Origin of the sequence: Salipiger bermudensis HTCC2601 (genome assembly GCF_000153725.1) — a bacterium.
In the GTDB taxonomy this organism is placed as follows: Bacteria; Pseudomonadota; Alphaproteobacteria; order Rhodobacterales; family Rhodobacteraceae; genus Salipiger; species Salipiger bermudensis.
Map to the genome: position 1 here is coordinate 2,670,130 of NZ_DS022276.1, position 26,426 is coordinate 2,696,555.

19 protein-coding genes are annotated in these 26,426 nt (G+C 66.5%); 11 read left to right on the top strand and 8 right to left on the bottom strand.

Annotated features, from left to right (window positions below):
• Nucleotides 1-22 precede the first annotated feature (22 nt).
• On the top strand, nucleotides 23-1,324 hold the full coding sequence (locus tag R2601_RS12635; RefSeq protein ID WP_007798964.1) for a hypothetical protein: 1,302 nt from the start codon (nucleotides 23-25) through the stop codon (nucleotides 1,322-1,324).
• Nucleotides 1,325-1,341: 17 nt separating this feature from the next.
• Entirely contained in the window at nucleotides 1,342-1,614 is a 273-nt protein-coding gene (locus R2601_RS12640; RefSeq protein ID WP_007798966.1) for an amphi-Trp domain-containing protein, read from the top strand.
• Between the two features lie 282 nt (nucleotides 1,615-1,896).
• Here R2601_RS12640 and R2601_RS27160 read toward each other — a convergent pair whose 3' ends face one another.
• The 7 genes from R2601_RS27160 to R2601_RS12675 form a co-directional block, all read right to left on the bottom strand.
• Nucleotides 1,897-8,472 (bottom strand): choice-of-anchor I family protein, encoded by a 6,576-nt coding sequence (locus R2601_RS27160; RefSeq protein WP_007798968.1) that lies wholly within the window; start codon nucleotides 8,470-8,472, stop codon nucleotides 1,897-1,899.
• Nucleotides 8,473-8,782: 310 nt separating this feature from the next.
• Nucleotides 8,783-10,015 carry a four-carbon acid sugar kinase family protein gene (locus R2601_RS12650; protein ID WP_007798969.1) on the bottom strand — a complete coding sequence of 411 codons (1,233 nt, stop codon included), beginning with the start codon at nucleotides 10,013-10,015 and terminating at the stop codon, nucleotides 8,783-8,785.
• A gap of 1 nt (nucleotide 10,016) precedes the next feature.
• Nucleotides 10,017-11,282 (bottom strand): RuBisCO large subunit C-terminal-like domain-containing protein, encoded by a 1,266-nt coding sequence (locus tag R2601_RS12655; protein ID WP_007798972.1) that lies wholly within the window; start codon nucleotides 11,280-11,282, stop codon nucleotides 10,017-10,019.
• 7 nt (nucleotides 11,283-11,289) lie between these two features.
• Entirely contained in the window at nucleotides 11,290-11,829 is a 540-nt protein-coding gene (locus R2601_RS12660; protein WP_007798975.1) for a VOC family protein, read from the bottom strand.
• Between the two features lie 8 nt (nucleotides 11,830-11,837).
• Nucleotides 11,838-13,115, bottom strand: coding sequence for a TRAP transporter large permease (locus R2601_RS12665; RefSeq protein WP_007798976.1), 1,278 nt, complete (start codon nucleotides 13,113-13,115; stop codon nucleotides 11,838-11,840).
• Nucleotides 13,112-13,657 carry a TRAP transporter small permease gene (locus R2601_RS12670; RefSeq protein WP_007798978.1) on the bottom strand — a complete coding sequence of 182 codons (546 nt, stop codon included), beginning with the start codon at nucleotides 13,655-13,657 and terminating at the stop codon, nucleotides 13,112-13,114. Before R2601_RS12670 ends, R2601_RS12665 begins: the two co-directional genes overlap by 4 nt.
• A complete protein-coding gene (locus R2601_RS12675; RefSeq protein WP_007798980.1) occupies nucleotides 13,657-14,670 on the bottom strand; it encodes a TRAP transporter substrate-binding protein in 1,014 nt (337 codons plus the stop codon). The genes R2601_RS12670 and R2601_RS12675 overlap by 1 nt, the downstream gene beginning before the upstream one ends.
• A gap of 152 nt (nucleotides 14,671-14,822) precedes the next feature.
• Between R2601_RS12675 and R2601_RS12680 the strand changes: the two genes are divergently transcribed.
• The 8 genes from R2601_RS12680 (at nucleotide 14,823) to R2601_RS12715 (ending at nucleotide 22,839) form a co-directional block, all read left to right on the top strand.
• Nucleotides 14,823-15,854: a LacI family DNA-binding transcriptional regulator gene (locus R2601_RS12680; protein ID WP_007798981.1), complete on the top strand. Its 1,032-nt coding sequence runs from the start codon at nucleotides 14,823-14,825 to the stop codon at nucleotides 15,852-15,854.
• 581 nt (nucleotides 15,855-16,435) lie between these two features.
• The gene (locus R2601_RS12685; protein WP_007798983.1) at nucleotides 16,436-17,563 is read left to right on the top strand and encodes an ABC transporter substrate-binding protein; all 1,128 of its coding nucleotides are present in this window, start codon (nucleotides 16,436-16,438) and stop codon (nucleotides 17,561-17,563) included.
• A gap of 10 nt (nucleotides 17,564-17,573) precedes the next feature.
• A complete protein-coding gene (locus R2601_RS12690; RefSeq protein WP_007798987.1) occupies nucleotides 17,574-18,443 on the top strand; it encodes a branched-chain amino acid ABC transporter permease in 870 nt (289 codons plus the stop codon).
• A gap of 11 nt (nucleotides 18,444-18,454) precedes the next feature.
• Entirely contained in the window at nucleotides 18,455-19,330 is an 876-nt protein-coding gene (locus R2601_RS12695) for a branched-chain amino acid ABC transporter permease (RefSeq protein ID WP_007798989.1), read from the top strand.
• Nucleotides 19,327-20,091 carry an ABC transporter ATP-binding protein gene (locus tag R2601_RS12700; protein WP_007798991.1) on the top strand — a complete coding sequence of 255 codons (765 nt, stop codon included), beginning with the start codon at nucleotides 19,327-19,329 and terminating at the stop codon, nucleotides 20,089-20,091. The genes R2601_RS12695 and R2601_RS12700 overlap by 4 nt, the downstream gene beginning before the upstream one ends.
• Nucleotides 20,088-20,798, top strand: coding sequence for an ABC transporter ATP-binding protein (locus tag R2601_RS12705; RefSeq protein ID WP_007798993.1), 711 nt, complete (start codon nucleotides 20,088-20,090; stop codon nucleotides 20,796-20,798). The genes R2601_RS12700 and R2601_RS12705 overlap by 4 nt, the downstream gene beginning before the upstream one ends.
• Nucleotides 20,798-22,384, top strand: coding sequence for an AMP-binding protein (locus R2601_RS12710; RefSeq protein ID WP_007798995.1), 1,587 nt, complete (start codon nucleotides 20,798-20,800; stop codon nucleotides 22,382-22,384). Before R2601_RS12705 ends, R2601_RS12710 begins: the two co-directional genes overlap by 1 nt.
• Nucleotides 22,381-22,839 (top strand): MaoC/PaaZ C-terminal domain-containing protein, encoded by a 459-nt coding sequence (locus R2601_RS12715; RefSeq protein ID WP_007798996.1) that lies wholly within the window; start codon nucleotides 22,381-22,383, stop codon nucleotides 22,837-22,839. The genes R2601_RS12710 and R2601_RS12715 overlap by 4 nt, the downstream gene beginning before the upstream one ends.
• 417 nt (nucleotides 22,840-23,256) lie before the next feature.
• Here R2601_RS12715 and R2601_RS12720 read toward each other — a convergent pair whose 3' ends face one another.
• Nucleotides 23,257-24,696, bottom strand: coding sequence for a DUF6880 family protein (locus R2601_RS12720; protein WP_007798998.1), 1,440 nt, complete (start codon nucleotides 24,694-24,696; stop codon nucleotides 23,257-23,259).
• Nucleotides 24,697-25,311: 615 nt separating this feature from the next.
• Between R2601_RS12720 and R2601_RS12725 the strand changes: the two genes are divergently transcribed.
• Nucleotides 25,312-26,364 (top strand): phage late control D family protein, encoded by a 1,053-nt coding sequence (locus R2601_RS12725; RefSeq protein WP_007799001.1) that lies wholly within the window; start codon nucleotides 25,312-25,314, stop codon nucleotides 26,362-26,364.
• Nucleotides 26,365-26,426 lie beyond the last annotated feature (62 nt).

Sequence of the window (26,426 nt, forward strand, 5' to 3'; positions counted from 1 at the left end):
GACCGTCAGGAAAGGGCCGCCAGTGGATCAGATCAGCCAGTCGACCGAGACCGCGGGACCGCTGTTGCCGCCCGTTCACGATCCTCTCGGGCAGCTCTCCGACCTGCCGCGCGAACTGGCGCCGTGGCTCGACCGCCCGGTGCCGCAGATCTCGGACTGCCTCGCCCGCGCGCGCGATCACGGCGGCTGGCACTGGCCCGAGCAGCCGGTGATCTTCGTCTCCGACGCCCATGCCGATGCCGAGGGCTTCCTGCGCTCGCTGGTGGCCGCCGGGGTGATCCGGCGCGACGGCGGGGCGGTCACGCTGACGCGGTTCGGCCAGAGCGCGCGGATCATCGTCGGCGGCGACAGCCTCGACAAGGGGCCGAGCAATCTCGATCTGCTCGACGCGCTGGCGGCGCTGCGGGCCTCCGGGGCCCAGTTCGACCTGCTGGCAGGCAACCACGACCTGCGGATGCGCATGGCGGTGGATGCGGTGCGTGGCCCCCGCAGCGCCCTGCGCGAGCATCTCTTCGTGCGCATGGGACGCAAGATCCTGCCCGCCCTGCGCGAGGTCTTCGATCGCTTCGTCACCTGCGACGATCTCGCCGCGCTGCCGGATGAGGCCGCCTGTGCCGCGCGCCTGATGCCCTCGAAGGGCTGGTCGAAGCGCTTTGCCAAAGCGGCGCGCGGGCAGCTTTCCGGCAAGGCGATCAAGAAGGAGATCACCAAGCTCGACGAGAAGCTGCGCAAGTTCGATCGCGAGCGCGCCAAGGTCGGCATGTCCCACCGCGAGCTTCTGGCGGCGGTGCTGAAATGCCATGACATCTTCTTTGTCCCCGGCGGCGCCTACGCGTGGTTCTATGACGAGATGGAGGTTGTGGCCCGCTGCGGCTCGCTGCTCTTCGTTCATGCCGGGCTTTGCGACGAGATGTGCCGCCTGCTGGTGCGCGGCGGCGCGGCGGAGGTCAATGCACGCTACCGCACCGAGGCCGAGACCGCCTCGCTGGGGTTCTATTTCGGGCCGCTCGCCAACCTGGTGCGGACCAAGTACCGCGCCTCGGACTGCACGCTGACGCAGACGGGTGTCGATCTGCTGCACCGCGACGGCATCCACATGATCGTGCAGGGCCACGTCAACAACCAAAGCGGCCAGCACCTACGCGCCAAGCGGGGCCTACTGCATCTCGAGGGCGATATCACTCTCGATCGCGCCTCGCGCCGGCTCGAAGGGCTTGAGGGCATCGGCGCGGGCGCGACCTTGATCTTTCCGTCCGGAGATGTGATCGGTCTCAGCCGTGACCACCCGACCGCGAAGCACTTCGCGCCGGGCCGTCTCGTCTAGATCCGGAGGCCGCGTGCATGGGCAACTCGAAGACCAGCTTCAGGCATGACTCGCTGCAGGATGCCAAGACCCTCAAGTCGCTCCTGTCGTCGCTGTCGAAAGGCTTTTCGAAGGGCGAGCTGACGCTGAGCGACGATGACGACGAACTGGTGCTCGAGACCGGCGAGTTGATGAACCTGCGCATCAAGGCCGAACGCGAGGACGGGCGCTGCGTGTTCAGCCTGCGCGTCACCTGGGCCGATCCGGCAGAAGCGCCGCACGCCAAGGGCACCCCGCGCATCGACGTCTGAGCAAAGCGCGCCCGTTGCGGGCACGGGCCAGTCCACTCTTCAGAGAACGCAATACACCTCCTGCGGGGGAGGGGCTCTCGGCGATCCGGCCGGTGCCACCGCCTGTCCCGAGAGCATCTGCGCGAGAGCGGTTCTCGCCCGGTTTGCCGGCGCGGCGGCACCGCGGCGCATCCTGTTCATAAAAGACGGGCCCGGCATCGACATGCCGGGCCCAAACTCGTTCTGACAGATCATCGATCAGAGCCCCGAGCGTCACGGCGTGACGCTCCGGAGGCCGTCCGATCAGACGAACACGAAGTCTTCGTCGCGCGACACCAGGAACACCACGTCCTGATAGTCGGCGTCTCCGGTGTTCATCTTGTCCTCGACGCCCACGCGCAGCCCGCTGCCGTCGGCAACCGCGCCCGAGAGGAAGTGCTCGCGATCGTCGGCGCTGAACTCGGCACCCAGCGAGTGGTAGATGTCGAGATCCAGATCCACGCCGTTGTCCTGCAGCACCGGTTTGTCACCGGTGAAGTCGAACACCAGCTCGTCGCTGAGACCCTCGACCATATCCTCGCCGTCGCGGACCACGAAGAAGGCGAGTTCGGCCCCCTCGTCGACGTTGTCGATCTGGTAGCTCGCACCGCCCGCCGGCGATTTCACATCCGCTTCGAGGATGGTGACGTTGGAGGCCGTGCCGGTCTCGCGGTCGTAGTAGTAGTAGCCGAGCGAGTTGTGGTAGCCGGCCTCGGAGCTGTCCAGTTCGATGGTGAAGTCGGCCTGGCCGTTGCCGATGAGGTAGTCGTCGAAGGCGATGCCGTTGATCTGATCTTCGGAGACTTCCTCTGCTTCGCGCAGGTCCGCGCCGTTGCCGAGCAGATCGCCGACAAAGGCCAGCTCGGTGGTGTTGCCGTCAGAGGCGCTGAGGAAGCGGCCGGTTTCAAGATCCGCGTCGACCCCGAAGGTGGTGCCGCCGAAGCTGACCTGCTGACCGTCGATGACCAGATCGGCGGAGCTGTGGGCGCCGCCGAAGGTACGCTGGAAGCCCTCGGTCACACCGGCGAAGCTCTTGCTGCCGAGGCTGACCTTGGCGAGCACCGGGTCGTGGTCCGACGCGCTCTCGTCGGTGACCGCGAACTCGCTGTTCACGTGCACCGCGTCGAACTCTGCGTCGAGGCCAAGGTTGTTGGACACGAGGATGTGGTCGAGTGACTGCGAGTTGCCCTGGAAGCTGTAGCTGTAGCGCTCGTCTTCCGGCAGCGAGTTGGTCAGGTTGACCAGCCCCGATCCCTCGAGCTCCTCCAGCGGGCTGACGAACTCGAACTCGTTGAAGTCGCCCAGCACCACCACGTTGGCGGCGCCGTCCTCGGCCAGAAGCTCGTCGACGAAGCCCTGAACCTCGGCGCTCTGCGCCTGCCGCTCATCGACCGCGCCGTTGACCGACGGGTCTTCCTGCAGGTCGGCGAACTCCTGATCGATCCCCATGATCGGGGCAGAGCCGCTCTTGGAGGAGAAGTGGTTGTTGACCACCGTCACCTCCTCGTCGCCGAAGGCGAAGCTTGCCACCAGCGGCAGGCGCCCGCCCTCGAAGGCCGCGCCCGCGTCCTGGCTCGAGATCGTCCGCACGCTTCCCTCGACCACCGAGACGCGCTCGGGGTTGTAGAGATAGGCGGTGCGGATGTTGCCACCGGGGATGCCGCCCGAGGTGTCGTCCGCGATGAAGGTGTTGTCGATATAGGCGTAGGTCGGACCGCCCGCCGCGGCGATGCTGTCGATCAGTTGCTGCAGCGTGTCGGAGGCCGAGGTGACGTCATCGGTGCCTTCGGCGCCGGTGTTGTCCTGGATCTCCTGCAGGCCGATGATGTCGGGCGTGTTGAGGTTGCTGACGATCTGGTTGGCGATCGCGTCGAAGCGGCCGTCGCCCAGGTCGTCGTCCACCGCGTTGTAGGTGCCCGGCAGGATGTTGGCCTCGTCCTCGATCACCGGATCGAGGTTGAGCACGTTGTAGCTGGCGATCAGCAGCTCGCCCTCTCCGGCGGTCAGGGTGCTGACCTCCGGCTCCAGCCCGGCCGAGACGACCTGGCTCAGGAAGTCGACGGTCGGGGTGATCTGGAAGTTGCCGTAATCGTAGTTCATCACGCCGGTGACGTTGCCGAGGCTGTCGCCGGTGTTGATGGCCGAGAGGTCGAGATCGAGCAGGTCGTAATCGGGATCGATCTGGATGCGCTCGGGGTTGAAGTCGCTCTCCGAGATGTTGAGCGTGCCGCGCTGCGACAGGCCGGAGGCGTTGGCCCCCATGTCGGTGACCGCGAAGAGCTCGTTATAGGCGTTGGTGCCGCTGACGGCGACCATATCCTGCGCGGTGACCAGCATGCCCTCGAGGGCCTCGAAGGCATCAAGACCGTCGGTGTCGACGTCGAACTCGGCGAAGCTGTCGCCGTCGATCGACATGTCGGGCAGCATCACGCCGCCTTCGCCGATGATCGTGGCGGTGACCGGGCCGAGATCTGCGATGGTCTCAATCTGCGGGCTCACCAGCTGGGTGGTGGGCAGGTTGCCCGAAGCCGATCCGCCCGGGTAGTACTCGGCGACTTCGCCGGTCACCGCCACGCTGTCGCCGACCGCCACAGTGGGCTCGCTGCCCGAGTAGACGAAGATCGCGTCGGAGGTGGCCGCGTCGCCGTCACCGGTGGGATCCTGCAGGTAGAAGCCGTTGCCGTCGACCGCGGTGACCACGCCTTCCACCCGGACCTGCTGGCCAGAGTAGACATTGTAGACCGAGGCCTCGGCATTGGCGGCGAGGAACTCGGCGTCGGTCATGCTGCCGCGCACATAGGCCGAGACATGGCCCGCGCCCTGCACGTCGCCGATGGTGGTGTGCAGGGTGGCGACCTCGATCTCGTGTACCACGGTGGTCTTGCTGTCCTCGTTGGTGACGATGAGCAGCGGCTTGCCCGAGGGGCTGTCCTGCATCGAGACGAACTCGAGCCCTTCCGGCTCGCTGTCGGCTTCGTCGCTGATCAAGTTGACATAGGCCGGGTCGGTCGGGTCGGTGACGTCGAACACCGCCACCGCGCTGGCGCGCTCCAGCGCCACGAAGGCGAAGGTCTGGCTGCCGATCTGGCCCACGGTGACGTTCTCGGGCTCGGTGCCCTTGTTGTCCGAGCGGCCATCCGGGTAGATGCCCGCCGCGTCGGCGATCTCGGCCAACGCCGAGCCGCTGTCGAAGACGAGGTTGCCCTCGGCGTCGAAGATCGAGAACGAGCGGCTGCCATAGGAGTAGAGCGCGTCGTAATCGCCGTCACCGTCGGTGTCGCCGTCGATGCCGGAGATCTGCAGGCGGCCCATCACGGCGTTGTCCTGAAGCTCGGCGGCGTTGGGGAAAGCGGTTTCGTCGAGGGTCACGTCGGCGAGGCGCACGTCGCTGTCGCGGGCGTCGCCCTCGTTGGCGGTGATGAAGTAGGCCTGACCGCCGACGGTGAAGCTTGTGAGGCCGTCGGGCATGCGCAGGCCCTTGACCGGCGCGGTGCCGAGGGTGAGCACGCCGTCTTCGTCGTTGGTGTCGATTTCGTTGCCATCCAGCGCGTGATCGACGGTGCCGAGCCCCTCGATGGAGATGATCTCGCCGGTGGTCAGGTCGACGGTGGCGATGGCGTTGGCCTCCTGCAGGGTCACGAAGGCCTGGCTGCTGTCGGCCGACACCGCGATGTACTCGGGCTCGAGATCGAATTCCGGCGTCTTGCCCGGGAACAGGCGCACGCCCGCCGCGTCCAGCGTGGCCGCGTCGAAGCCTTCGAAGCCGTTGACGTCAGCGGTCCAGGTGGCGGCATCCGCCGGGGTCACGTCGATGATCGAGATCGAGCCGGCCGGATCGATCGGATCGTCATTCTCGCCTTCATCGGCGGTGAGCACCTTGGTGCCGTCCGGCGTGAAGGTGACCATGTCGGGGCCGATGCCCACTTCGACGGTGGTGATCAGGCTGCCATCTGCGGTGTTGAAGAAGGCGGCGACACCGTTGGTCTGGTTGCCGTCCGCGTCCTCGACCTGCACCGCGGCCACCAGAACGCCGTTCTTGACGTCGACCGAGGTCACCGCCGAAGCACCGGGCACCAGCGCCGCGATGTCGAGGGTCTCGATCTGCGAGGCGGTCAGGTCGGAGGCGAGGGTGATCATCTCGACCGAGGTCTCGCCGCCGGCCACGAAGATCTTGTTGGTGGTCGGGTCGAAGGCGGGGATCTCGGCGCCGCTCTCGGAGTCGACGCTCAGCTCGCTGCGGGTGAAGGTCAGCTGCTCGGTGGCGACGGGGCCTTGCGGCGCGCTGTCGACAGCGTCCACATCGATGATCCGGGTGTCGCCGTCGAGGCCGGTGTCGTCTTCCGCGTAAGCGGTGCCGCCGTTAGCGGGGTTGTAGACGTCGTCGAGATACTCGGCCAGCGCGTCCTGCTCGGTGCCGTCATCGGCAAAGGTCGCGTCGCCGGTTGCACCGTCATTCTCGCCGTCGCCGTCGAGATCATAAAGGTCGACGCGGTCGGCGGCCGCGAGCGCGTCGAACGGGTAGCCGTCGCCGCCTCCGGCAAGGTAGTTCAGCGTCACGATGCGGAAGCCCTCGCTCGCGTCGCCCACCAGAGCGCCGTCGGACATCAGCTCGGCGATCACCTCACCGGTCTCGGGGTCGACGATGCTGGCATCGACGACCCGCGACCCGGCCTCGTTGTCGGCATCGTAGGAGAACTGCAGGCCCGAGACCTGCGGGAAGCGTCCGCCGCCGATGTCGCCAAGCGCGTGCTCGAGCACGTTGATCAGCTCCTGGCGGGTGACGGTGACCAGCGACAGGCCGTTGTTGAAGGCCAGCGCCGCCTGGATGTCGTTCTGGCTGATGCCGCCCTCGGGCTTGACCACGTTGCCGTCGCCGTCGGTCACCTCGGAGTTGGCGCTGCGCACCGCTTCGGTGCCGGCGGCGGGAACGATGGTCTCGCCGATCGAGGCGCGGATGCCGCCGCCGTTCTTGATCGAGACGACCACGGTCTCGTCCACTGCCTGGGCCGCGGCGAGGTTGGCATCGGCGGTGAGGTTGCCGAGATTGGTTTCCTGGGTGCGGACGCCGTCGGGATCGTCAACCGCGCCGGTGCCGGTGCGGTTGCCGTTCAGGAACACCTCGGAGACACCGAAGACGTTGCTTTCGGTGGCGACAATCTGCGCCTCGATGGCGTCGGCGATGTCCTGGATCTCGGGGTCGATCAGGCCCTCGGCCTCCAGCGCGGCGACACCTGCTTCATCGGTGGCATAGGCGCCCGAGATGGTCTCGTCGTAGCTTTCGGCGATGATGTTGCCGTCGGCGTCGAAGTCGATGACGAGGCGGCCGACATACTTGTAGGAGCCGTCGGTGTTGACCACCGCGGTGTTGGTGCCGCCGGCATTCTCGACAAAGAGCGGGTACTGGCCCTGATCGCTGTCACCGGCGCGGGGCGTGTCGTCGTCGTCAAAGAGGCGGGTGTTGGAGCCGCCCGCCACGATGATGTCGACATCGGTCAGACGCTCGGCCAGGTCGAGCTCGATGCTGATCTGCTGCATGTGCGCCAGCAGAACCACCTTGTTCATCTCCGGGTTGGCCTCAAGCAGGGTGTCGACCTCGGCCTGGATCTCGGCGGCCAGCGCGTCGAGCTCGGCGTCGGTGGGCGTGCCGCTGGCCCATGCGGGATTGACCGTCACGTCGCCGGGGCTCGAGATCGTGGCGAGCGTCGGGGTGGTGGCGCCGACCACGCCGATCATCTCGCCATTGGTGTCGATGACCGTCGAGGAGGAGACCACGTTGGCCTGCGGTGCCTGGCCGCCCTCGGTGACCAGCCCCGCCATGTTGGCGTCGGTCGAAAAGTCCAGGTTGGTCGAGAGATAGGGCATGTCGGTGCCGGTGAAGTCGAGACCTTCCAGCGTGGAGCCGGTGAGAGCCGAGAAGTCACCCTCGGCGGAGCCGTCGATCAGGCTCGCGAGCAGCTCGGTGCCGTAGTCGAACTCGTGGTTGCCAAGCGCGATGGCCTGCACGCCCAGCTCGTTCTGGATCTGGATGTCGGCGATGCCGGCCGAGCCGAACACCGCCTCGGAGGCGTCGAAGAACAGGCCCGGGATGATCGCGTCGCCCGAGGACAGCACGAGGGTGTTGTCTGCGAGGCCATCCTCGCCGAGATCCTCGGCGCGCAGCGCGTTCAACACGGCGGAGAGGTTCGGTGCGTCGACCACGGCCGCGGCGGCGGCCTCCTGGTCGGTGAAGTGCAGCAGCTCGAGGGTGAAGTCGGCATCACCGGGCGCCGCAGGCGCCAGCGCGTCGGCGTTCGCCACGGAGCCGGGCGAGCCCACGTTGGGAACATTCGCCGCGTCGCCGCCCATGGCGTTGGTGGCCACGGCGCCGTCGACGCCGGCCTGCGAGAAGGCCTGGGCGGCGACATCCCAGGTCTGGCCGTCATTGGCATCGGTCTCGGGGTAGGCGGCGCTGTCGATCACGTCCCCTGCATCCACACCGTCGCCCGCGCGGTCGGCAAACAGGGTGACCGCGTCACCGCCGCCGCCGAGACCGGCCGCGCTGTCGATGGTGCCGATCTGTACGTTGCTGAGGTCGCGCACGTCGCCCCAGGCGGCCTCGAAGGCTGCAATATCGGTGCTGTCGACCAGAACGATCACCGACTCGCCCGGCGCGATGGCGGTCAGCCCGGTGATGGCATCCGCCGTCGTCGCATCCTCGGACTCGTCGTCGTAGAACAGGTCGGCATCCACACCCTGCACCCAGGCGGTCGTGCCGATGTTCGTGATCTCGAACCAGTCGGAGGTCAGGTCGCTGCCGCTTTGGCCCGAGAAGATCTCGGAAATACGAAGGTCGAAAGCCATTGTCTTGCTCACCCTGTGATCATGCACAATTGAAAAGAGTCATTTCCGCGGCAGTTGGCATGGACCCATTGCAATCGTGAAGGTGAAATGCGTTAATTTACAAATATTTCATATGTTTAAGGGGATTTCAGGAAGCTGTCATCGGTCCGTCATCTTGCGTCACAAAACTGAGAGGTCGACGCACTAGGGTGTCTGGTTTTCCCCGCGAAGCGCTCCGGTTTTCCCGCTTCCCGGCAGGCATCGCGGCTCTGACCGGTATGGCTGCAAGCAGGCCGACAGGGTGGGCAGGATGTCGTTGGAGCGGCCGGCCTTACGCCGAGCAGCCGTGGAGGCGCCGCGCTTCGAAGGCGTCGAAGAGGTCCCGCGGTCCCATCTGCCCGCCCTTGAGCATCACCCGCATGCGATCCCTTTGCGGAGCGGCGTGGCTGGCGACGCAGATGCAGACGCCCGGGGCAAGCGTGTGTTCGAAAGCGAGTGCGTCGAACCCGAGCTGTGCGCAGATGCGGCTCGAGGTGTCGCCGCCGGCAAGGCCCAGATGCCCGACCTCGGCGCGGTCCAGCAAAGCTGCGACGAAGGCGGCGCATTGGTCGGCCAGCGCATCGGGGGAGAGCCCGTAATCGGCTTCGGGCAAGAGATGCACGAGCGTCGGGGTGCCGGCGCTCAGAAGCTCCCGGGCCGGTGGGATCAAGGCCCCCGACCGCAGTGCCTCGGGCGTGAGGGCCAGCTTCGCGTAGCTGCTGGCTTCGGCGACTTGCGTCGCCGTGGTCTGAGAGCGGCTGCCGGCGAAGAGCAAAATGTTGTTCGAGGCAGGAGGGAGCACCGCATTGGAGGGCTCCCGATGCGTCCCGGCGCCGAGGATTTCGGCGACGGAACTCGCGCCAACCAGAAGCTGCCGTCCACCGGCGAGGCGCAGGGCTTCGGCGATCCTCGGAAGGTCGTCCGCATGGGTGGCGTCGATCAGGGCCGGACCGGCGCGCAGGGTCTTTGCCACGTCCTCCGGGGTGCGGAGATCCGAGACCGAGATCAGGGCGAGCCCCTCCAGTCCCTGCGCGGCAAGGTGTCGGCGCAGGTCGGCCTCCCGCATCGGGGTCACCGGGTGCCGGCTCATGATCGGATGGCGGTCGATACGATGGGTCTCGCCGTCGGGTCCGCGGGCAAAGAGCGTGCCGAAGGCGCAATGGCGACCAAGGCTCGGCTGCCCGCCGATCACCGCCACTACATCCGGCGAGAAGCGGTCGATCAACGCCTGCGTCACGGCGCCGATCGATCCGACCTCGGGTGCGGAGTCGAAGGTCGAGCAGACCTTGAAGTGGATCACCTGCGGCGCCTCCGCCGCGACCCGTGGCCAGAGGCGGTCGATCTCGTCCCGGGCGGGCGCGGGCGCCAGAGAGCGCAGATCCGTGGGCAGGCCGAGCGCCTCGAGTCCGTCGTTGCCTGCGGCACCCAGCACCATGCGGGCGCGCATACCGGCCCGTTCATAGGTCGCGAGGCTGTCCGACGCGCCTGTGAAGTCGTCGCCGATGAAGACGATCCGCGCGCCCATCTCAGGGCGATCCGAAGAAGTCGAGCGCCGCGGCCAGCGCCGGGCGGGCGGCCGCGCCCTCGGCCAGCGATCCACCCGACCGGAGCACGTCATATGCCTCGCGGAGCGAGGCGATGCCTGCGTCCGGCCCCTGCGGGTGGGCGAGGATGCCGCCACCACACATGAACATCAGGTCGGAGGACTGCGCCGCCGCCAGCGTCTGCGGCAGGGTGCCAGCCCACTGGCCCGATGAAAACGCGGGCATGACCCGGTCATCGGGGCCGTCCTTGCTGAGCGCTGCGAGGCAGGCGCGGGCGGCGTCGGTGACTTCCTCGGCGGTGTCGACGAACTTGCCGCCGATGCCGTGCACGTGCATGTGGTCGATCCCCGTCAGCCTGAACAGTGCGTGGTAGGCCTGAAATCCCATCCCAAGCAGCGGATGGCGGCTCATGGCGCCAAAGCCGTTGCGATGGGCATGGATCGCAAGCGGGGTGTGGGTGCGCAGGCTTTCCATGCCCGAGAGGCCGCACCAGTTGAGGCTGGCCATGACGCAGGAGCCGCCCTCGCGCGCCACCAGATCGGCATGGCGGCGCATGGCGTCGGTCTCGTCGGTGATGTTGAACGCCATCATCACCTTGCGCCCGGTGCGCTCCTGCCACTTGTTGATCACCGCCATCACGGCGGGCACCCGCTCGGCCAGCGGCGCGATGTCGGGGTTGGCGCAAACCTCGTCATCCTTGATGAAGTCGACGCCCGCAGCGCAAAGCTGATCGACCAGCGCCGCGATCTCGTCCGGTCGCATCCCGACATTGGGCTTGATGATCGTGCCGAAGATCGGTGTCTCGGTCACGCCGAGGCTTTCGCGCGTGCCGGCGATGCCCTGTGCTGGGAGTTCAAAACGCGTCCGATAGGCCGCCGGGATCTCGAGCGAGAGCAGCTTCAGCCCGGTGATCTCGCCGATATCGAAGAGGTTGCCTGACACTGTCGCCGCCAGCGTCGGCAGGTTTCGCCCGATATTGCCGGTCGGAAAGGCGATGCGAATGCGGGCGCGGCGGAACGGCCCGGCAGGCTGCTTCCGCGCGATGTAGGCCGAGTGCAGCGTCGGGGCATCCGCGTGGTCCAGCTCTTCGATCGAGAGCACCTCGGCGGCGGCGCGGGCGCGCAGCTCTTCGGTTTCTCCGGCGACGCGCACGAAGGTGCCCGAGCTTTGCTCGCCCGCCATCATCGCCGCCACGTCGGCGAGCGGGTAGGGGGTTTCGAGCAGGTATTCGGCGATGATCCGTTCCATGCCGGCCTCAGAGCTTGCTCAGGTCGGGGAAGGGGCGCACCGGGTCCGAGCCGTCCCAGCCCTCGGAGGCGGTGCGGATCATGTCGAACATGGTGCCCTTGGGGCCCAGGACCTCGGAAAGTTCGATGCAGGTGCCGGGATGATGCTCCTCGGCGAAATAGGCGAAACGCCCGTTCTGGCCGACGCAGCCCGACATCTTCACGGTGAAGCCGCGCTCCAGCATCCGTTGCAGGTCGGTCTCGTAATCCGTGGTCCAGAAGGCCACGTGCTGCAACCCGCGAAGCCCTTTCTGCATGTAGTCGCGATACATCGACGGAACGTCGTTGCGGGTCTGGATCAGCTCGACCTGCATGGCGCCGGAATTGGCCAGCGCGACCGAGTTGTGCGGCTGGTAGCTCTGGCCATCGTAGAGATAGTCCTCGATCGGAACCTGCGGATTGTAGAACCACGGGCCGACGCCCATGGTCTCGGACCAGTATTTCATGCCCGCCTCGATATCGTCGACGACGTAGCCGAGCTGGCGGATGGGGCCAAGAAGGGTGCTCATTGGGAACCTCAGTTCATCAGTGTTTCGGGGAGCCATGTGGACAGCGCCGGGACGGCGGAGACCACGAGCAGGGACAGCAGCAGCGGAATGAAGAACGGCATCACCCCGGCGATCACCTGGGTGATCGGCATGCGCGAGATGATCGAAATCATGTAGAGGCTCATGCCCACGGGCGGGGTCAGCAGGCCGATCATCAGGTTCAGCACGAAGACAATGCCCAGCTGCAGCGGATCGACCCCGGCGGCGGTCAGCGCCGGCGCCACGATCGGCGCGATGATCAGGATCGCCGCGATGCTCTCCAGCGCCATGCCGACAACCAGCAGCAGGACGTTGACCAGCAGGAGCAGCACGACCGGGTTCTCCGAGACGCCAAGCAGCAGCGCCGAGACCTTCATCGGCACCTGGTCGAGAGTCAGGACCCAGGCAAAGAGCGCGGCGGTGGCGACGACGAAGAGGATGTTGGCGCTGGCCTCGACGGTCTCGCGCAGGGCGCCGATCACGGCGCGGCCGCTCAGGCTGCGATAGATCGTGAAGCCGATGAAAAGCGCGTAGGCTACCGTGACGCCCGCCACCTCGGTGGGGCCGAAATAGCCGCTCATCAGGCCGCCGATGAGCAGCACGGGCGCCATCAGCGCGGGGAACGAGATCACCGCCTTCTGCGCGATCTCGCGCGGTTTGGCGCTGACCTCGTCGCGCGGCAGGCCCTTGACCCGGGCGATGATCGCCACCTGCGCCATCAGCAGCGCGGTCAGCAGCAGCGCGGGCACGATGCCCGCCAGCAGCAGCTTCACCGCCGAGACATTGGCGACCGAGGCGTAGATGATGATCGGGATCGAGGGCGGGAAGATCGGGCCGATGGTGGCGGCGGCGACGGTCAGCCCGGCGGCAAACTCCTTGCGGTAGCCCTGCGCGGTCATCTGGTTGATCTGGATCGCGCCGAGTGCGCCGATATCGGCCAGCGCCGCGCCCGAAACGCCCGAGAAGATCAGCGAGACGAAGACGCTGACCTGCGCCACCGCGCCCCTGATGCGGCCGAAGAGCATCCGCACGAGATCGAAGAGATGCGTGGTGACGCCGGTTGCGTTGAGCAGCGCCGCGGCAAAGATGAACAGCGGCACCGCCAGCAGCGGCGAGCTGTCGAGCGCGTTCAGGCTGCGCTGGGCCAGCACCGAGACCGGCAGGCCTTCGGTGACGATGACCACGGCGGCCGAAAGGCCGAGGCACACGGCGATCGGTGCGCCGAGTGCAAGCAGCACGGCGAAAATGCTCAGAAGGATCAGGCTCATGTGGGTTGTCCGGTCTCGTCGCGGGGATCGTGATAGTCGGCGCTCGGGTCGCGGCGGCGCAGGGCGCCGAGCACCCTGTGACAGGCCACCGCAAAGAGCAGGAGGCTGCCGGTCAGCGCGAGGCTGTAATAGACCCAGTTCGGCACCCGCAGCGCCGGGGTCAGGAACTTGCCGGCGCGCGGCAGGAACTCGGCAAAGCTCCAGAGCATCAGGCCGGCGAAGGCAAGCGTGGCGAGGTCGGCCACCAGCACCATGGCGCGGCGCGGTCCGGGCTTCGACATGTCCGGCAGCATGGTCACCGCGACCATGACCTGCCGGCCCGCAAGCGCGGGGACCGAGACGAACACCAGGCCGATGCAGGCGAAGCGCGCCAGTTCGTCCGCCCAGGGCAGGCCCAGGTCGAGGAAGTTGCGCGCCGCCACCTGCAGCACCACGAGTGTGGCCATCAGCGCCAGAAGCGCCATGCCGAGCCAGATGCCCGCGTTGGTGAGCCGCGCGAGAAACGCGCGGCCCGTGGCTTTGGTCGGGGGCGTGCCCGGCATCAGCCGACCGCCGCAATCTTGGCGTAGAGGTCGCCGTATTCGCCGCCGAAGCGCTCGTCCACCAGCGCGCTGACCGAGGCGCGGAAGGCCTCGAGATCGAGCCCGTCCTCGGCGCCGATCACGGTCATGCCGAGATCGCGCAGCTGCTGGGTCTCGGTCTCCTCGTTGTCGAGGATCGCCTTGGTGGCCTTCTCGCGGGTCTGCTGCGCGGCGTCGCGCACCGCGTCCTGCTCGGCGCCGGACATGCCCTGCCAGGTGTCTTCGTTCATCACGACGACCTCGGCGTTCGACATGTGGCCGGTCAGCATGAGGTGCGACTGCACCTCGTAGAGCTTGACGTTGAGCACCACGTTGACCGGGTTCTCCTGCCCCTGCACGACGCCGGTGGCGAGCGCGGTCGGCACTTCCGACCAGTCGACCGGCACGGCGACGGCGCCCATGCCCTCGACCGCGGTGGTGTAGATCGGGAACGGCACGGCGCGGATCTTGGTGCCCGCGAGGTCCTCTGGCGACATCACCGCCTTGTTGCAGGTCAGGTTCCGGCGGCCGAAATAGTGCGCATAGATGACGCGCACATTGGCCGCGGCGATCAGCCCCTCGTTGAGCTCCTGCATCACTGGGCTGTCCACGTCGGTCACCTTCATCAGGTGGTCGACGTCGCGGTAGAGATAGGGCGTGTCGAGCGCCGCGAACGGCTGGTAGAGCGAGCCGAGCGCACCCGCCGTGTTGTGCGAGAAGGCGATGGTGCCGAGCGAGACCGCCTCGGCGAGCTCCTGCAGCTTGCCGAGCTGGCTGTTCGGGAAGACCTGCACCGAGATATCGCCGCCCGAGCTCTGCCCGAGCGCCTCAGCGAACCAGTCGGCCTGCGCGCCGGCGACCGACGCGACCTCGTTGTTGTGGCCATACCGCAGGCTTCTGGCGGCAAAGGCCGGGCGCGCGATGAACGGCGTCGCAAGCGCTCCGGCGCCGGTGAGCAGCAGGCTGCGACGGGACAGTCCTTTGGTGGTCTGCATCTGATCTCCTCCCTGAAGGTTTGATGCTTTTTGATGTGTATCTCGCGATGTGTCCGCAAGTTTTACATCGAATGAGTAGCTATTGACGAAAGCTATCGTTTTGCACCAGCATCAGTCAAAGCAAATAAGATGATGGGTTTTGAGGTGTATTGATGGGCTCAGGCGGCGAATATCCCGCGAGCGAGCGGCCGCAGCAGGCCGACGTGGCGGCGCGGGCGGGCGTGTCATTGGCCACCGTTGACCGGGTGCTGAACCGCCGCAAGGGGGTGAAGGAGCGCACCCGGCAGCGGGTGCTCGAGGCGGCGCGTGAGCTTGGCTTCCTGAGCGAGACCGAGGAGGCGCGGCTCGGCAACGCGCGTCCGCTCAATATCGTCGTGTTGCTGCCGGCGGGCTCGAACCCCTATCTCCGGCTGCTGGGAGAGCGTCTGCGCGCGCGGCTCGAGCGCACCGGGGCGGATGGGCCGGCGCTGCGCTGCTTCTTCATCGAGAGCTTCAGTGCGCAGGCGCTGGCCGAGGCGCTGCGCCGGAATGCCGGCTGGGCCGACGGCATCGCCTTTTTCGCCATAGAGCATCCGGTGGTGCGCGAGGCCGCGGCGGAGGTGGCTGCCACGGGCACGCGGCTCGTGTCGATCGTCTCGGATCTCGGCTCGGTCCCGGGCATACCGCATGTCGGGCTTGACAATCGCGCGGTGGGGCGCACGGCGGGCCTGCTGATCGGTCGGCTCTCGGGCGGCAGGGCAGGGGCCGTCGCGCTGGTGGCGGGCTCGCGGCACTACCGCGCCCATTCCGAGCGCGAGGCGGGCTTTCTCAGCATCCAGGAAGAGCTGTTTCCCCAGATGCGCGTCCACGGCATGCGTGAGGGGCACGACGATGCCGCCGAGAACTACCGGCACACGCTCGCCCTGCTCGATCAGGTGCCCGATCTGGTCGGGATCTACAACGTCGGGGGCTCCTCCGGCGGCATCACCCGGGCGCTGCGAGAGCAGGGCCGGCAGGAGGTGATCTTCATCGGCCATGGGCTGACGCAGGACACGAGGAAGGCGGTGCTCGAAGGCACGATGGACGCGATCTTCGATCAGGATCCGGACACGTTGCTCGACCGGGCGGTGGCGTGCCTGAATGACCCCGCCACCACCGCCCGGCCTCTGAAGCTCGACATCTATTTCAGCGAAAACCTGCCCTGAGCCTTCCTTGGGCGCTCACCTTGGGCGCTCAAATCCCGGATCGCCCTGCTTGTCTGGGCACATGACGCGGCACTCTGCCGCGGTGCCGCCAGAGCGCCGACCGTCTCTGCCTTCAGAGCCGGGCGCGCCCCTCGAGCATCTGGCGCGGGGGCAAGCTGCGTGGTCGGGTCGTAGGCCATCACCCGACTTCGGGTCTGTTTCCGGGGCTTTCCGCAACGCGTGTGCATGGGCCAATCACGAAATCTTCTCTTGGTGAAATGCCATTCTTTATGTAGAACGGATTCGCGCAGGGGTTGCCACTTGATCGGAAACGACATCCGAAATCGAGATCGGCGCGCCTGCCAGGGAGGACAATCTAACACAAACAGCCATTTGCACTTTGCGCGTGGTTGCGCCCGCAAGCCAAGCTTTGCGGGACAGACGACGCACACGCGACATCGCGCGAGGCCTTGGCCCTGCGCATGACGTCAAAGCCTGTTCGAAGGTTTGACCCGACGCGCAATTGCGCGGCAGCGGGCCGGGGAGACTGATCCCCGCCCAATCGCCCCGTCAGGAAAGCGGGGCCGGAGAGGAGGATCACGATGACCAGACATTTCACCCTTGCAGGCGCGATTGTTTCGCTTGCCTGTCTTGCGATGCCCGCCGTGGCCGAGGAGCACACCATTGGCGCGATTTTCCCGCTCTCGGGAACGAACGCCGTCTACGGCGATGTTTTCATGTCGGGGGCTGACCTTGCCGTCGAGCACATCAACGCCGACGGGGTGCTCTCGGGGCCGCTGTCGATTGCCTATGAGGACAGCCAGGCCCTGCCGCAGCCTGCGGTCGTCGCGATGACGAAGCTGGTGAACGTGACCGGCGTGCCCTACACGCTTTCCGCTTTCACCGGCGTCTCGAAGGCGATCTCGACGCTGGCCACCCGCAACTCGGTCGTCGGGGTGAACGGTGGCGGCGTGGGGCCGGACCTCGCCGAGCTCGGCGATTACTTCTGGAACGTCATTCCCCTCGCCAATCTCGAGATGCGCGCGGTGGTGCCGTTCCTTGTCGAGGAGCGTGGCCTGAAGAGCTTTGCGCTGGTCTATGTCGACGATCCGCTGGGCGACGCCATGCACGAGGAACTCGAAACGATTCTGCCGGAAGTGGGCGGCGAGCTCGTCGACAGCTTCTCGGTGCCGACCACGGCGCAACAGTTCTCCGGGGTTGCGGCGCAGGTGCGCGCCTCCGGGGCCGACGTGGTCTATGTCGCGAGCTACGGCAACCAACAGCTCCAGATCGTCAAGCAGCTGCGCGACAACGGGGTCGATGCCCAGCTCGTGGCCTATTCAGGCTACGCCGTGCCCGACGCACTGGCGCTGCCGGAATCCGAGGGCATGATCATCACCGGGCAGGGCGTCGATTTCGACAGCGAAGACGCGGTGACGAAGCGGTTCGTGGAGGACTACACCGCCAAGTTTGATCGCGCGCCCACCGCTTACAATGTCAACTATTACAACGCCGTTCTTGTCTACGGCGCGCTTGCGGCCGCAATCGAGGCTGAAGGCGGAGAGGTGACCGGCGAGGCCCTGCTCGAGGCGCGGCGCGCCACCGAGAGCTTCGATCTGGTCGGCGGCACCGTCTCCTTCCAGGACAACGGCACGCTGCTCTTCCCGATCCAGGTGAAAGAGATCCGTGACGGCGCCGCCCATGCCCTGACCTCCGTGACCTTCGACTGAGGTAGGCGACATGCTGGCGATCCAACTGGCCATCACCGGGCTGCAGACGGGCGCGCTCTATGCGCTCACCGCGGTGGGGTTCTCGCTGATCTTCGGATCGACGCGGATCTTCCACTTCGCGCATGGCGCCACCTTCGTCATCGCGGCCTATTTCTTCTATGGCGTGTTCGGAGCGGGGCTCGGCCTGCTCCCGAGCATCGCCGCCGCGGGACTGGGCGCGGTCGCCTTCGGGGTGCTGCTCGACCGTCTGGTCTACGCGCCGATCCAGCGCCACGAGGGGTCATTCTTCACCGTGTTCGTCGCCTCCTTCGGGGTCGGCATCGTGGTGCAGAACCTGATCGGCATGGTGTTCGGGCGCGGCTTCGTGACGGTGAACACGCCGCTTTCACGTTCAGTCGAGATGATCCCGGGGGTTTATGTTTCGCCGCTGGCCTGGATCGCCATCCTGTGCACGGCGATTTTCCTTGGTGCGCTGCAGTTCTTCCTGCGGCGCACCCATACCGGCATGGCGCTGCGGGCGCTGGCCGACAACCCCGAGCTGGTGCGCACCTTCGGGCTGAACCCGCGGATGATCGCGGCGACCGCCTTTGCCGTGGGGTCGGTTCTGGTGGTGCCGGCGGCGATCATCACCTCGGCGACCACCGGGCTCAACCCGGCGATCGGCCACCACGTGATGCTGATCTCGCTCGCGGCGACCATCGTCGGCGGCATCGGGTCGGTGTCGGGCACCATGCTGGCGGGTCTGCTGCTGGGCCTCGCCGAGAGCCTCGCGCTGCTGGTGGTCGACAGCCAGTGGACCGAAGCGGTGACCTTCGCGATCCTCTTCGCCTTCATCATCATCCGACCCGCGGGCCTGCTTGGCCGGGCGACGGCGCACTGAGGAGGAGCCAGATGGAAGCCTATATCTTCAACCTCGTGAACCTGATCGCGATCTACGCGATCCTCGCGGTCACGCTCAACTTCATCATGGGCTATGCCGGGATCTACTCGCTGGCACATGCGGTTTTCTTCGGGCTGGGGGCCTACACCTCGGCGTGGGTGGCGCAGAACGTGCATCCGTCGATCCTGCTTACCATCCCGGCGGCGATGATGGCCGCGGCGGCGCTGTCGCTTTTGCTGGCGCTGCCGGCGCTGAGGGTGCGCGGCGAGTATTTCGTCGCCGCCTCGCTGGGGCTGCAGGTGCTTGCCGTGACGATCTTCTCGGAATGGAAGAGCTTCACGGGCGGCATCGGCGGCGTGCTGGCGATCCCGCCGGCGAACGTGTTCGGCATCGAGGTGTTCAAGCCGGCGCATTTCGCCATCCTGTCGGTGGTCGCGCTGGTCATCGTCATGGCACTGATCAACGCGCTGGTTCACTCGAGCTTCGGGCGCAACCTCCGCGCCATTCATGACAGCGAAAGCGCCGCCGCCTCGTTCGGGAAGAACGTGCCGATGATCAAGACCATCTCGGTGGTGATCTCGGCGGCGCTCGCCGCGGTCGCCGGAGCGCTCTACGCCAGCTATCTGAGCTTCATAAATGTCGAAAGCTTCACGCTCGACGCCTCGGTCCTGGTGATGGCGATGGTCATCATTGGCGGCACCGGAACCGTGGCCGGGCCTATCGTGGGCGCGGCGCTGCTGATGCTGCTGCCCTCGCTGATCTCGTGGTTCGACTTCCTGCCGCAGACCGAGATCGGTGCGCTGCAGCAGATCATCTACGGACTCGGCATGACCTTGCTGATGATCTTCCGCCCCGGCGGCATCGTGGGACGGAGGGCCAAGGCATGAACATGACCGCGTCCGCCAACGATGCGCCGCTGATGCAGATCCGCAACCTCGACAAGAGCTTTGGCGGCGTGAAGGCCGTGGATGATGTCTCGATGGATCTGCGCGCCGGGATCGTCACCACGCTGGTCGGGCCCAACGGCGCCGGCAAGACCACCTTCTTCAACCTCATCACAGGAAACCTGACCCGCGACGGCGGGCAGGTGACGTGGCTCGGCCGCGACACCGCGGGCATGAAGCCCTACCGCATCGCGCGGGCGGGCGTGGGGCGCACCTACCAGGACCTGCGATTGTTCGACGGCATGACGGTCTGGGAGAACGTCCTCAACGCCACCGAGCATGGCGCCTTTCCGGTGCCGATCTCTCGCGCCCATCGCATCGCGCGACGCGAGCGGATCGAGCGCGTGCTTGAGCGCACTTGCCTTGCCGATAAGCGCAACACGCGGGCCATTGATCTGGCCTATGCCGAGCGCAAGTTCCTGTCGATGGCGCGGATCATGGCGACCGAGGCGAAGCTCTGGCTGCTTGACGAGCCGGCCTCGGGGCTCGACCCGAACTCCTACGAGCGCTTCCTGGCCATCCTGCGTGAGGACGTGGCCGAAGGCGTCACCGTCTGCATCATCGAACACAACCTCGACATCGTCATCGGGATCTCGGACCGGATCGCCTTTCTCGACCGCGGGCGTCTGCTTGCGGATGGGGATCCGCACACCGTGATGAATGATCCCGAGCTGGCAAAGATCTATTTCGGAGACCGGGAATGAGTGCCGTTCTTGAAACCCGTCAGGTCGCCGCCGGATATGGCGGCCGGCCCGTTATCACCGGCATCGACATTGCGCTGCAACCGGCCGAGGTTCTCTGCCTCATCGGCCACAACGGCGCTGGAAAGTCGACACTGCTCAAGACCATGTTCGGGCTGATGGCGCCCGAGGCAGGCGAGGTCCGGATCAATGGCGAGCCCGTCTCGGGGCGCTCCCCCCGCGAGATTGCAGAGATGGGCGTTGCCATGGTGCCCGAGGGGCGCGGGGTCTTCCCCTCGCTCACTGTGACCGAGATTTTTGCGCTGGGGATGCACGCAACCGGGGTGCCGAAGGCCGAGCGCGCGGAGCGCGTCGACTGGGTGCTGGGCATCCTGCCGGTGATCCGTGAATTCATGCATCGCCCAGCCTCGACCCTGTCCGGCGGGCAGCAGCAGATGGTCTCGATCGGACGGGCGCTGTTGTCGCGGCCGAAGATCCTGCTGATGGACGAGCCCTCGATCGGGCTTGCGCCGAAGCTCTTCCAGGACCTGCTGGCGCCGATCCGGACGTTACAGCAGCGCGAGGGGCTGTCGATCCTGCTGGTCGAGCAGAACGTGCGTGAAGCGCTCAAGATCTCGGACCGCGCGGTGGTGATGAAATCCGGACAGATGATCTGGGAGGGCGGTCCGGATGAACTCTCGGACAACGAAAAGCTGATGGAGCTCTACTGATGCAGGACGATCCGACCTTCGACGGGCTGATCGCCGAACGGCTGGCGCGCGCAGAGGTGCGTCCGGTGCTGGTGACCGGGGGCGGCCTCGAAATCTTGCCCGACGCCTTCGAGCGCATGGTGGGGCAGGCGGCCGCGTGGCTGCAGCGGCAGGGCATCGGGGCAGGGGATGTCGTCGCGATCTGGCTCTCGAACCGCCCGCAATGGCTTGCGCTGCTCTTTGGCGCGGCGCGGATTGGTGCCATCGTCGCCGCGGTCAACACACGCTACCGCAGCGCCGAGTTGCACCACATCCTCGCAAGCTCCGGTGCGCGGCTGCTGATCTTCGAAGGCGCTGACCGCCACGCGGATTTTCATGCCATGATCGCCGAGCTCGACCGCGAGACCCTGCCGGAACTCGCGGCGCTGGCCGCCATCGGCAGCGGAGAGCTTGCGCCGGTTCTGGGACTGGAGGTGGCGCATTGCGCCTTCGACGATCTCGAGCCGCTGCCGTCGCAGGGCGCGCGCGCCTCCGATCCCGTGCTGCTCTTCACCACGTCGGGAACGACCTCGAAGCCCAAGCTTGTGCTGCACACGCAGGCCAGTCTCGCCCGTCACGCGCGCAACTCGGCCCGCGCCTATGGCTTCGATGGCGAGGGCGCGGCCTATCTCGCGGCGATGCCGTTCTGCGGCGTCTTCGGCCTCAATCCGAGCTTCGCGGCACTCGCGGGCGGGGCGCCGATCCACCTGATGTCGGCCTTCAAAGTCGGTCCCGCCCTGGAGATCTGTCGGCGCGCCGGGATCACCCATTTCTGTGGCTCGGACGAGATGTTTCGCCAGATGTGGCAGGCGGATCGCGTGGCACTGAGCCGGGCGCGGCTCTGCGGCTACGCCTCGTTTACCCCGGGGCTTGGCGGTGCGTTGCAAGAAATGGCCGAGGCCGGGCTGCCGCTGGTCGGGGTCTATGGCGCCTCCGAGGTCAACGCGATCTTCGCCATCCAGTCGACCACGGCGCCGATTGCACAGCGGCTTCAAGGGGGCGGATATGCGGCCGGCCCGGGGGCCGAGATCCGGGTGCGCGATCCCGAGACCGGTGCGCTTTGCGCCGATGGCGAGAGCGGGGTGCTCGAGATCCGGGCCGACACCAACTTCTCGGGCTACTACCGCAACCCCGAAGCCACCGCGCGGGCGATCGACGCCGAGGGGTTCTTTCGCTCTGGCGATGTCGGCCAACTGCGCGGCGACGGCAGCTTCGTCTACCTCGCACGCAACGGCGACTTCATCCGCCTGTCGGGCTTCCTGACCGATCCCGCCGAGATCGAGGAGGTGATCGAGGCCGCCGATGGCGTTGCCAAGGCGCAGGTGGTGGGGGTCGCCCATGAGGGCAGGACCCGGCCCGTGGCGTTCATCCTGCCGGAGGAGGGGGACGCCCCCGATCCCGAGGCGGTGCTGGCGCATGTCAACGCCCGGCTTGCCCATTACAAAGTGCCGCTGATGATCGTCCCGGTCGAGGCCTTCCCGACGACCGAGAGCGCAAACGGACTGAAGATCCAGAAGGCGCGGCTGCGCGATATGGCTGAAGCCCGCCTCGCAGGAGAGAGCGCATGAGCCACTCGATGTTCTACGGCGACTTCGAGCCCGGACAGGTTTTTGTCAGTCAGGGCCGGACGATGACGGAGACCGACCTTCAGATGTTCTCGATGCTCACCGGGGACTGGAACCCGGTGCACAATGACGCGGAATTCGCCAAGACGACGAAGTTTGGCCAGCGACTGATGCACGGGGCGTTCGGCATCGGTCTGGGGATCGGTCTGATGCATACGCTCGGGATTTTCGAGGACAGCGCGGTGGCCCTGCTCGACGTGGCGGAATGGAAGTTTCTCGAACCTGTCTATATCGGCGACACCTTGCATCTTCGTCTCACGATCCTCGACAAGTCGCTCGGGACGTCGGGCAACACGGGGCGCATCGGACGCCGCTTCGAGCTGATCAATCAGCATGGGCGCCCGGCGCATTCCGGCCGCGCCGACGTTCTGGTGCGGGTCCACCGCCCGGTCGGGTAAGGCAAGGCGGGCCCATCGCGTGGGGAGAGCACTCAATAGGGGTGAGCAAGAGCCTGAGTTTGTCGGTCGAGTTGCGGTGTTAACTTTGGAAAGCTCGCCTGAAGCTTCGACGATCGCGCCGGGCGCGCGGATGTTCAGCTGAGCCTCTTGCACCGGAGCGGCGGGTGCCGCGAGCACGGCCCATGTCTTCGGCATATACTCCGACATCGCGACACGCGTCAGTGACAGCGCGTCGATGCCCGTGGCGACGGCAAAGGCCGGGATCCTCTCGATCGGCATGCGCATCTCGCCGGATTTCAGCATGGAGATCACGTTTCCGGGCTCAAGGCCCATCTCGGTGGCAATTTCTCGCAGGGTCTTCCCGCTCCCCTCGACGGCGTCGGTGATCATGCGGGCGGTGGGGTTGGGCGACTGTGCCTATGACGGTGTGACGCGGTCCCAGAAGGCCGACTTGCGCCCATGCGCAGCGCGCAGCTGCTCCACGAAGGCACCATGCTCGGGACGGCCTTCATAGTCGGATATTGCAGCGTCGGCTGCGGCGCAGGCGTCGAGATGGCGCGCGGCGTGGCCATAGCGGGTCGATCGTGCGCGCTCCAGTGCGAACTCGATCATCGAGCGCCAGATCAGAACTGCGGCCAGCGGGTGGGCGGAGGAAAGCGCCTCGGCGGTCGGGGTGAGGATCTCGTAGGTGTCCCCATCGATCTCGTCGGATCGGCTGAGCACCAATTGCGCCGCCAGCGTCGTGTCCGGCCAGGACAAGCAGAACGCCAGGCCAGCCTCGATGGGGGTGAATGCCAGGACAACCTCGCGGGCGCGGTCTTCGACCTCAACATCCTCGAAGTCCGGTAGGCGTTTCAGGAGACGACGAAGCGCATCGGGGCAAAGGCGCCGCTCGAAGCGAGCCCAGAGCGCCTGGCGTAGCTGGTCTTCTCGTCCCAGAGCTTCAAGGCAAGCGAAGTGAGCCTCGTCCAGCTCCGGCGTGTCGAGCCATGAGCTGTCACGCGCGTCGCGGTTCAGCGCGTTCTCCACGACCTGAAGTGCCTCCTCCGCACGCCCCGCCTTGAGCAGGCGCGCCGCAGCGTCCGGGGCGATGGTGTGATAGGTCAGCTGCTCGGCCGTGTAGCGCGCAAGCCATGCGTCGGCGTCGCCTTGAAGATCGGCGACGTCCTGAAGGATCATCTTCGCTGTATGGTCGCGGCGATCCCGAGCGAGCTCTTCCTGCCTGTCGGGATCAGAGACGAAGTCATAGATTTCCAGCTGCGCGTCGGTCAGTGGCATTGCACACATTTCTTCGGCGAGCGCCTTCAGTCGTTCGAGACCTGTTTCGCCGAGTGGCTTGGCGAGAGCCGGCACGACATGATCGAATTCGCCATAGCCGTTGTCCCGTAGCGCGTCGAAAATCATCTCCGCGAGTTCGATCGGTTCCTTGCTGATCTTGGGGGAGAGGCGCGCGATGGCGTCCATCGCATCATCCATGACGTCACCGATCACCCCGTTGCTGTCATCGGTCCGCTCATGGATGCCTGGCGCGAGATAAAGCAGATCCCAAAGGAGTTCGAAAGCGAGGTCCGGGCTGTCGGGGCCGATCCGAGTTTCGACCAAGGTGACAAGGTCGGTGAGTTCTTTCGCAAACTTCTTCTGTGTCTTCCATGAGATGAAACTCTGGGATCGGCGGATCGAGGCAAACCGCTTTCGAACATCCGCCGCCGCCTCCTGCGGGCTTTGGTCGGCCGAGAGCGCCATGCGCACGCGCCGCTGTCGCGCGGCGTCGCCCTTCACGGCCTCGAGCAGCAGCTCTGCCAACGCGTCCGCACCGAGTTCGACGAGGTTCTTCTTGTTGAGGGCTTTTCTGGCCATCGGGCACTCCTTCTTCACTCGTAAGTGCCGGATGCCCCCGAGATGCTCAACCCTTACACCGGCGCAGGGCAAGGCGACCGCGCTGGAGGTGCATCTCTATGACAGGCAGGCGCTGACCCGGTCCTTCTCGATCCCGCAGGAACCGGATGGCGTCAAGGCGCTCGGCGGGGCGCACCGAGGTCGTCGCGGAACGCATCCTCCGCGACTGAGCCCGCCGGTCATTGCGGCTCTGGCAGATGTCTCTGGCGGCGCCGACCGGCTAGTATCGGCTGGGCTTTTGGCGCATAGCCGGAGCAGGTGCGGGTTGGCTGCAGGCCTCGGATGCGCGATGGAACGGAGGGGGGAGGGATGTGCTCCGTTTCCTCTCCTTTCCTCTCCTCTCCTCTCCTCGCACGCGACGCGCCTCTTTGTGCCTTGCGCAGACACGCGCTCTCCGGATCGCGAGATTGAATAGTCTGTGCAGCACCCGGGTTGCTTCGGCAGCTTTGAATGTTGCCATGGCCACTGTCGCTTCGCACTATGGTCGACAGCAGAGGATGGCCGGCGCGTCGGCCACGCAGGTTTCGCCGCGACGCGGGGCTCACGCTGGTCTCGTCGCATGTACAGGAAAGCCAGATGTCCCGTTCCGTGCTCTCACCCAATTCAGCTCTGGCCTCGTTCGAGATCCTGATCGACGGCACCCCGCTTCGCGACGATATCGTCGTCCGACGGATCGAGCTTCAGCGTGGTCTCAATAGCCTGCCCTCTCTCCGCATCGAGATCGAAGACGGCAGCCGCTCGGACCAGACCTTCGCGCATAGCAGTTCGGCGCTCTTCGTGCCGGGCGCCGAGATCGTGCTGAGGCTTGGCTATGACGGGCAGAACGCCAATGCGTTTCAGGGCATCCTCCTGGCCCAGACCATCCGCATGGCAGCCGAGCGTGGATCGGCCCTGATCGTCACCTGCGGCGACATCGCGCAAAAGCTCGCGCGCCTCGCCGTGCCGGACCCGCACGAGGGCACGGCCGACGACGCCGTGATCACCGCACTCTTTCGCGACGCCGGGCTCGGGCAGGATATCGCCCCGATGCCCGGGAGGTCGGCCCGCGAACTCTGGCAGGCCGACACCGCATGGGAGGTGATGCTGCGCATCGCCGCGGCGAACGGGCTGGTGGTGACGGTCGCGAACGGGACGGTCACCATGGCGGCGCCGACGTTTGCGGCACCGGCTCTGAGCGCGACCTTCGGCGACGACGTCATCAGCTTCGAGCTCACGATGGACGCCGCCACGCAAGATGCCGCAGTGGTCATCGAGGCCTACGATCCCGAGGGCCATGACCGGATCGCCGCGCGGGGAGGGGAGCCCTCCGTCAATCCGCAGGGAGACCTTACCGGCGATGCGCTTGGCAAGGTTCTGGACGTTACCCGCCGGATCTCCAGCGGCTCCGCCATGCATCCCGACACTCTGCAGGTCTGGGCCAACGCGATCATGCAGCAAAACCGCCTGTCCCGTTTCCGCGGCGAGATATGCCTGCCGGGCAATCTCGGGCTGGTGGCAGGAGAGCTGCTCGAGCTCAAAGGCCTCGGCACGCGCTTTGACGGCAATGCTTATATCGGCGCGGTGCGCCACGTCCTCGCGGACGGGGCCTGGCAGAGCACGGTGACCGTGGGCGTGTCAGATCGGGACTGAGGGGGGGGCATGATCGGGCGGGGGCGAGAGACCCGCAGAGAGGCGCCAGACTGCGCATGCGC

Bases quoted from the DNA above. Each gene is read 5' to 3' on its own strand.
- R2601_RS12685 (WP_007798983.1), top strand. From the start codon at position 16,436: ATGACCAGACATTTCACCCTTGCAGGCGCGATTGTTTCGCTTGCCTGT.
- R2601_RS12650 (WP_007798969.1), bottom strand. From the start codon at position 10,015: ATGGGCGCGCGGATCGTCTTCATCGGCGACGACTTCACAGGCGCGTCG.
- R2601_RS12665 (WP_007798976.1), bottom strand. From the start codon at position 13,115: ATGAGCCTGATCCTTCTGAGCATTTTCGCCGTGCTGCTTGCACTCGGC.
- R2601_RS12715 (WP_007798996.1), top strand. From the start codon at position 22,381: ATGAGCCACTCGATGTTCTACGGCGACTTCGAGCCCGGACAGGTTTTT.
- R2601_RS12675 (WP_007798980.1), bottom strand. From the start codon at position 14,670: ATGCAGACCACCAAAGGACTGTCCCGTCGCAGCCTGCTGCTCACCGGC.
- R2601_RS12670 (WP_007798978.1), bottom strand. From the start codon at position 13,657: ATGCCGGGCACGCCCCCGACCAAAGCCACGGGCCGCGCGTTTCTCGCG.
- R2601_RS12695 (WP_007798989.1), top strand. From the start codon at position 18,455: ATGGAAGCCTATATCTTCAACCTCGTGAACCTGATCGCGATCTACGCG.
- R2601_RS12710 (WP_007798995.1), top strand. From the start codon at position 20,798: ATGCAGGACGATCCGACCTTCGACGGGCTGATCGCCGAACGGCTGGCG.
- R2601_RS12705 (WP_007798993.1), top strand. From the start codon at position 20,088: ATGAGTGCCGTTCTTGAAACCCGTCAGGTCGCCGCCGGATATGGCGGC.
- R2601_RS12655 (WP_007798972.1), bottom strand. From the start codon at position 11,282: ATGGAACGGATCATCGCCGAATACCTGCTCGAAACCCCCTACCCGCTC.
- R2601_RS27160 (WP_007798968.1), bottom strand. From the start codon at position 8,472: ATGGCTTTCGACCTTCGTATTTCCGAGATCTTCTCGGGCCAAAGCGGC.
- R2601_RS12720 (WP_007798998.1), bottom strand. From the start codon at position 24,696: ATGGCCAGAAAAGCCCTCAACAAGAAGAACCTCGTCGAACTCGGTGCG.
- R2601_RS12660 (WP_007798975.1), bottom strand. From the start codon at position 11,829: ATGAGCACCCTTCTTGGCCCCATCCGCCAGCTCGGCTACGTCGTCGAC.
- R2601_RS12680 (WP_007798981.1), top strand. From the start codon at position 14,823: ATGGGCTCAGGCGGCGAATATCCCGCGAGCGAGCGGCCGCAGCAGGCC.
- R2601_RS12640 (WP_007798966.1), top strand. From the start codon at position 1,342: ATGGGCAACTCGAAGACCAGCTTCAGGCATGACTCGCTGCAGGATGCC.
- R2601_RS12690 (WP_007798987.1), top strand. From the start codon at position 17,574: ATGCTGGCGATCCAACTGGCCATCACCGGGCTGCAGACGGGCGCGCTC.
- R2601_RS12725 (WP_007799001.1), top strand. From the start codon at position 25,312: ATGTCCCGTTCCGTGCTCTCACCCAATTCAGCTCTGGCCTCGTTCGAG.
- R2601_RS12700 (WP_007798991.1), top strand. From the start codon at position 19,327: ATGAACATGACCGCGTCCGCCAACGATGCGCCGCTGATGCAGATCCGC.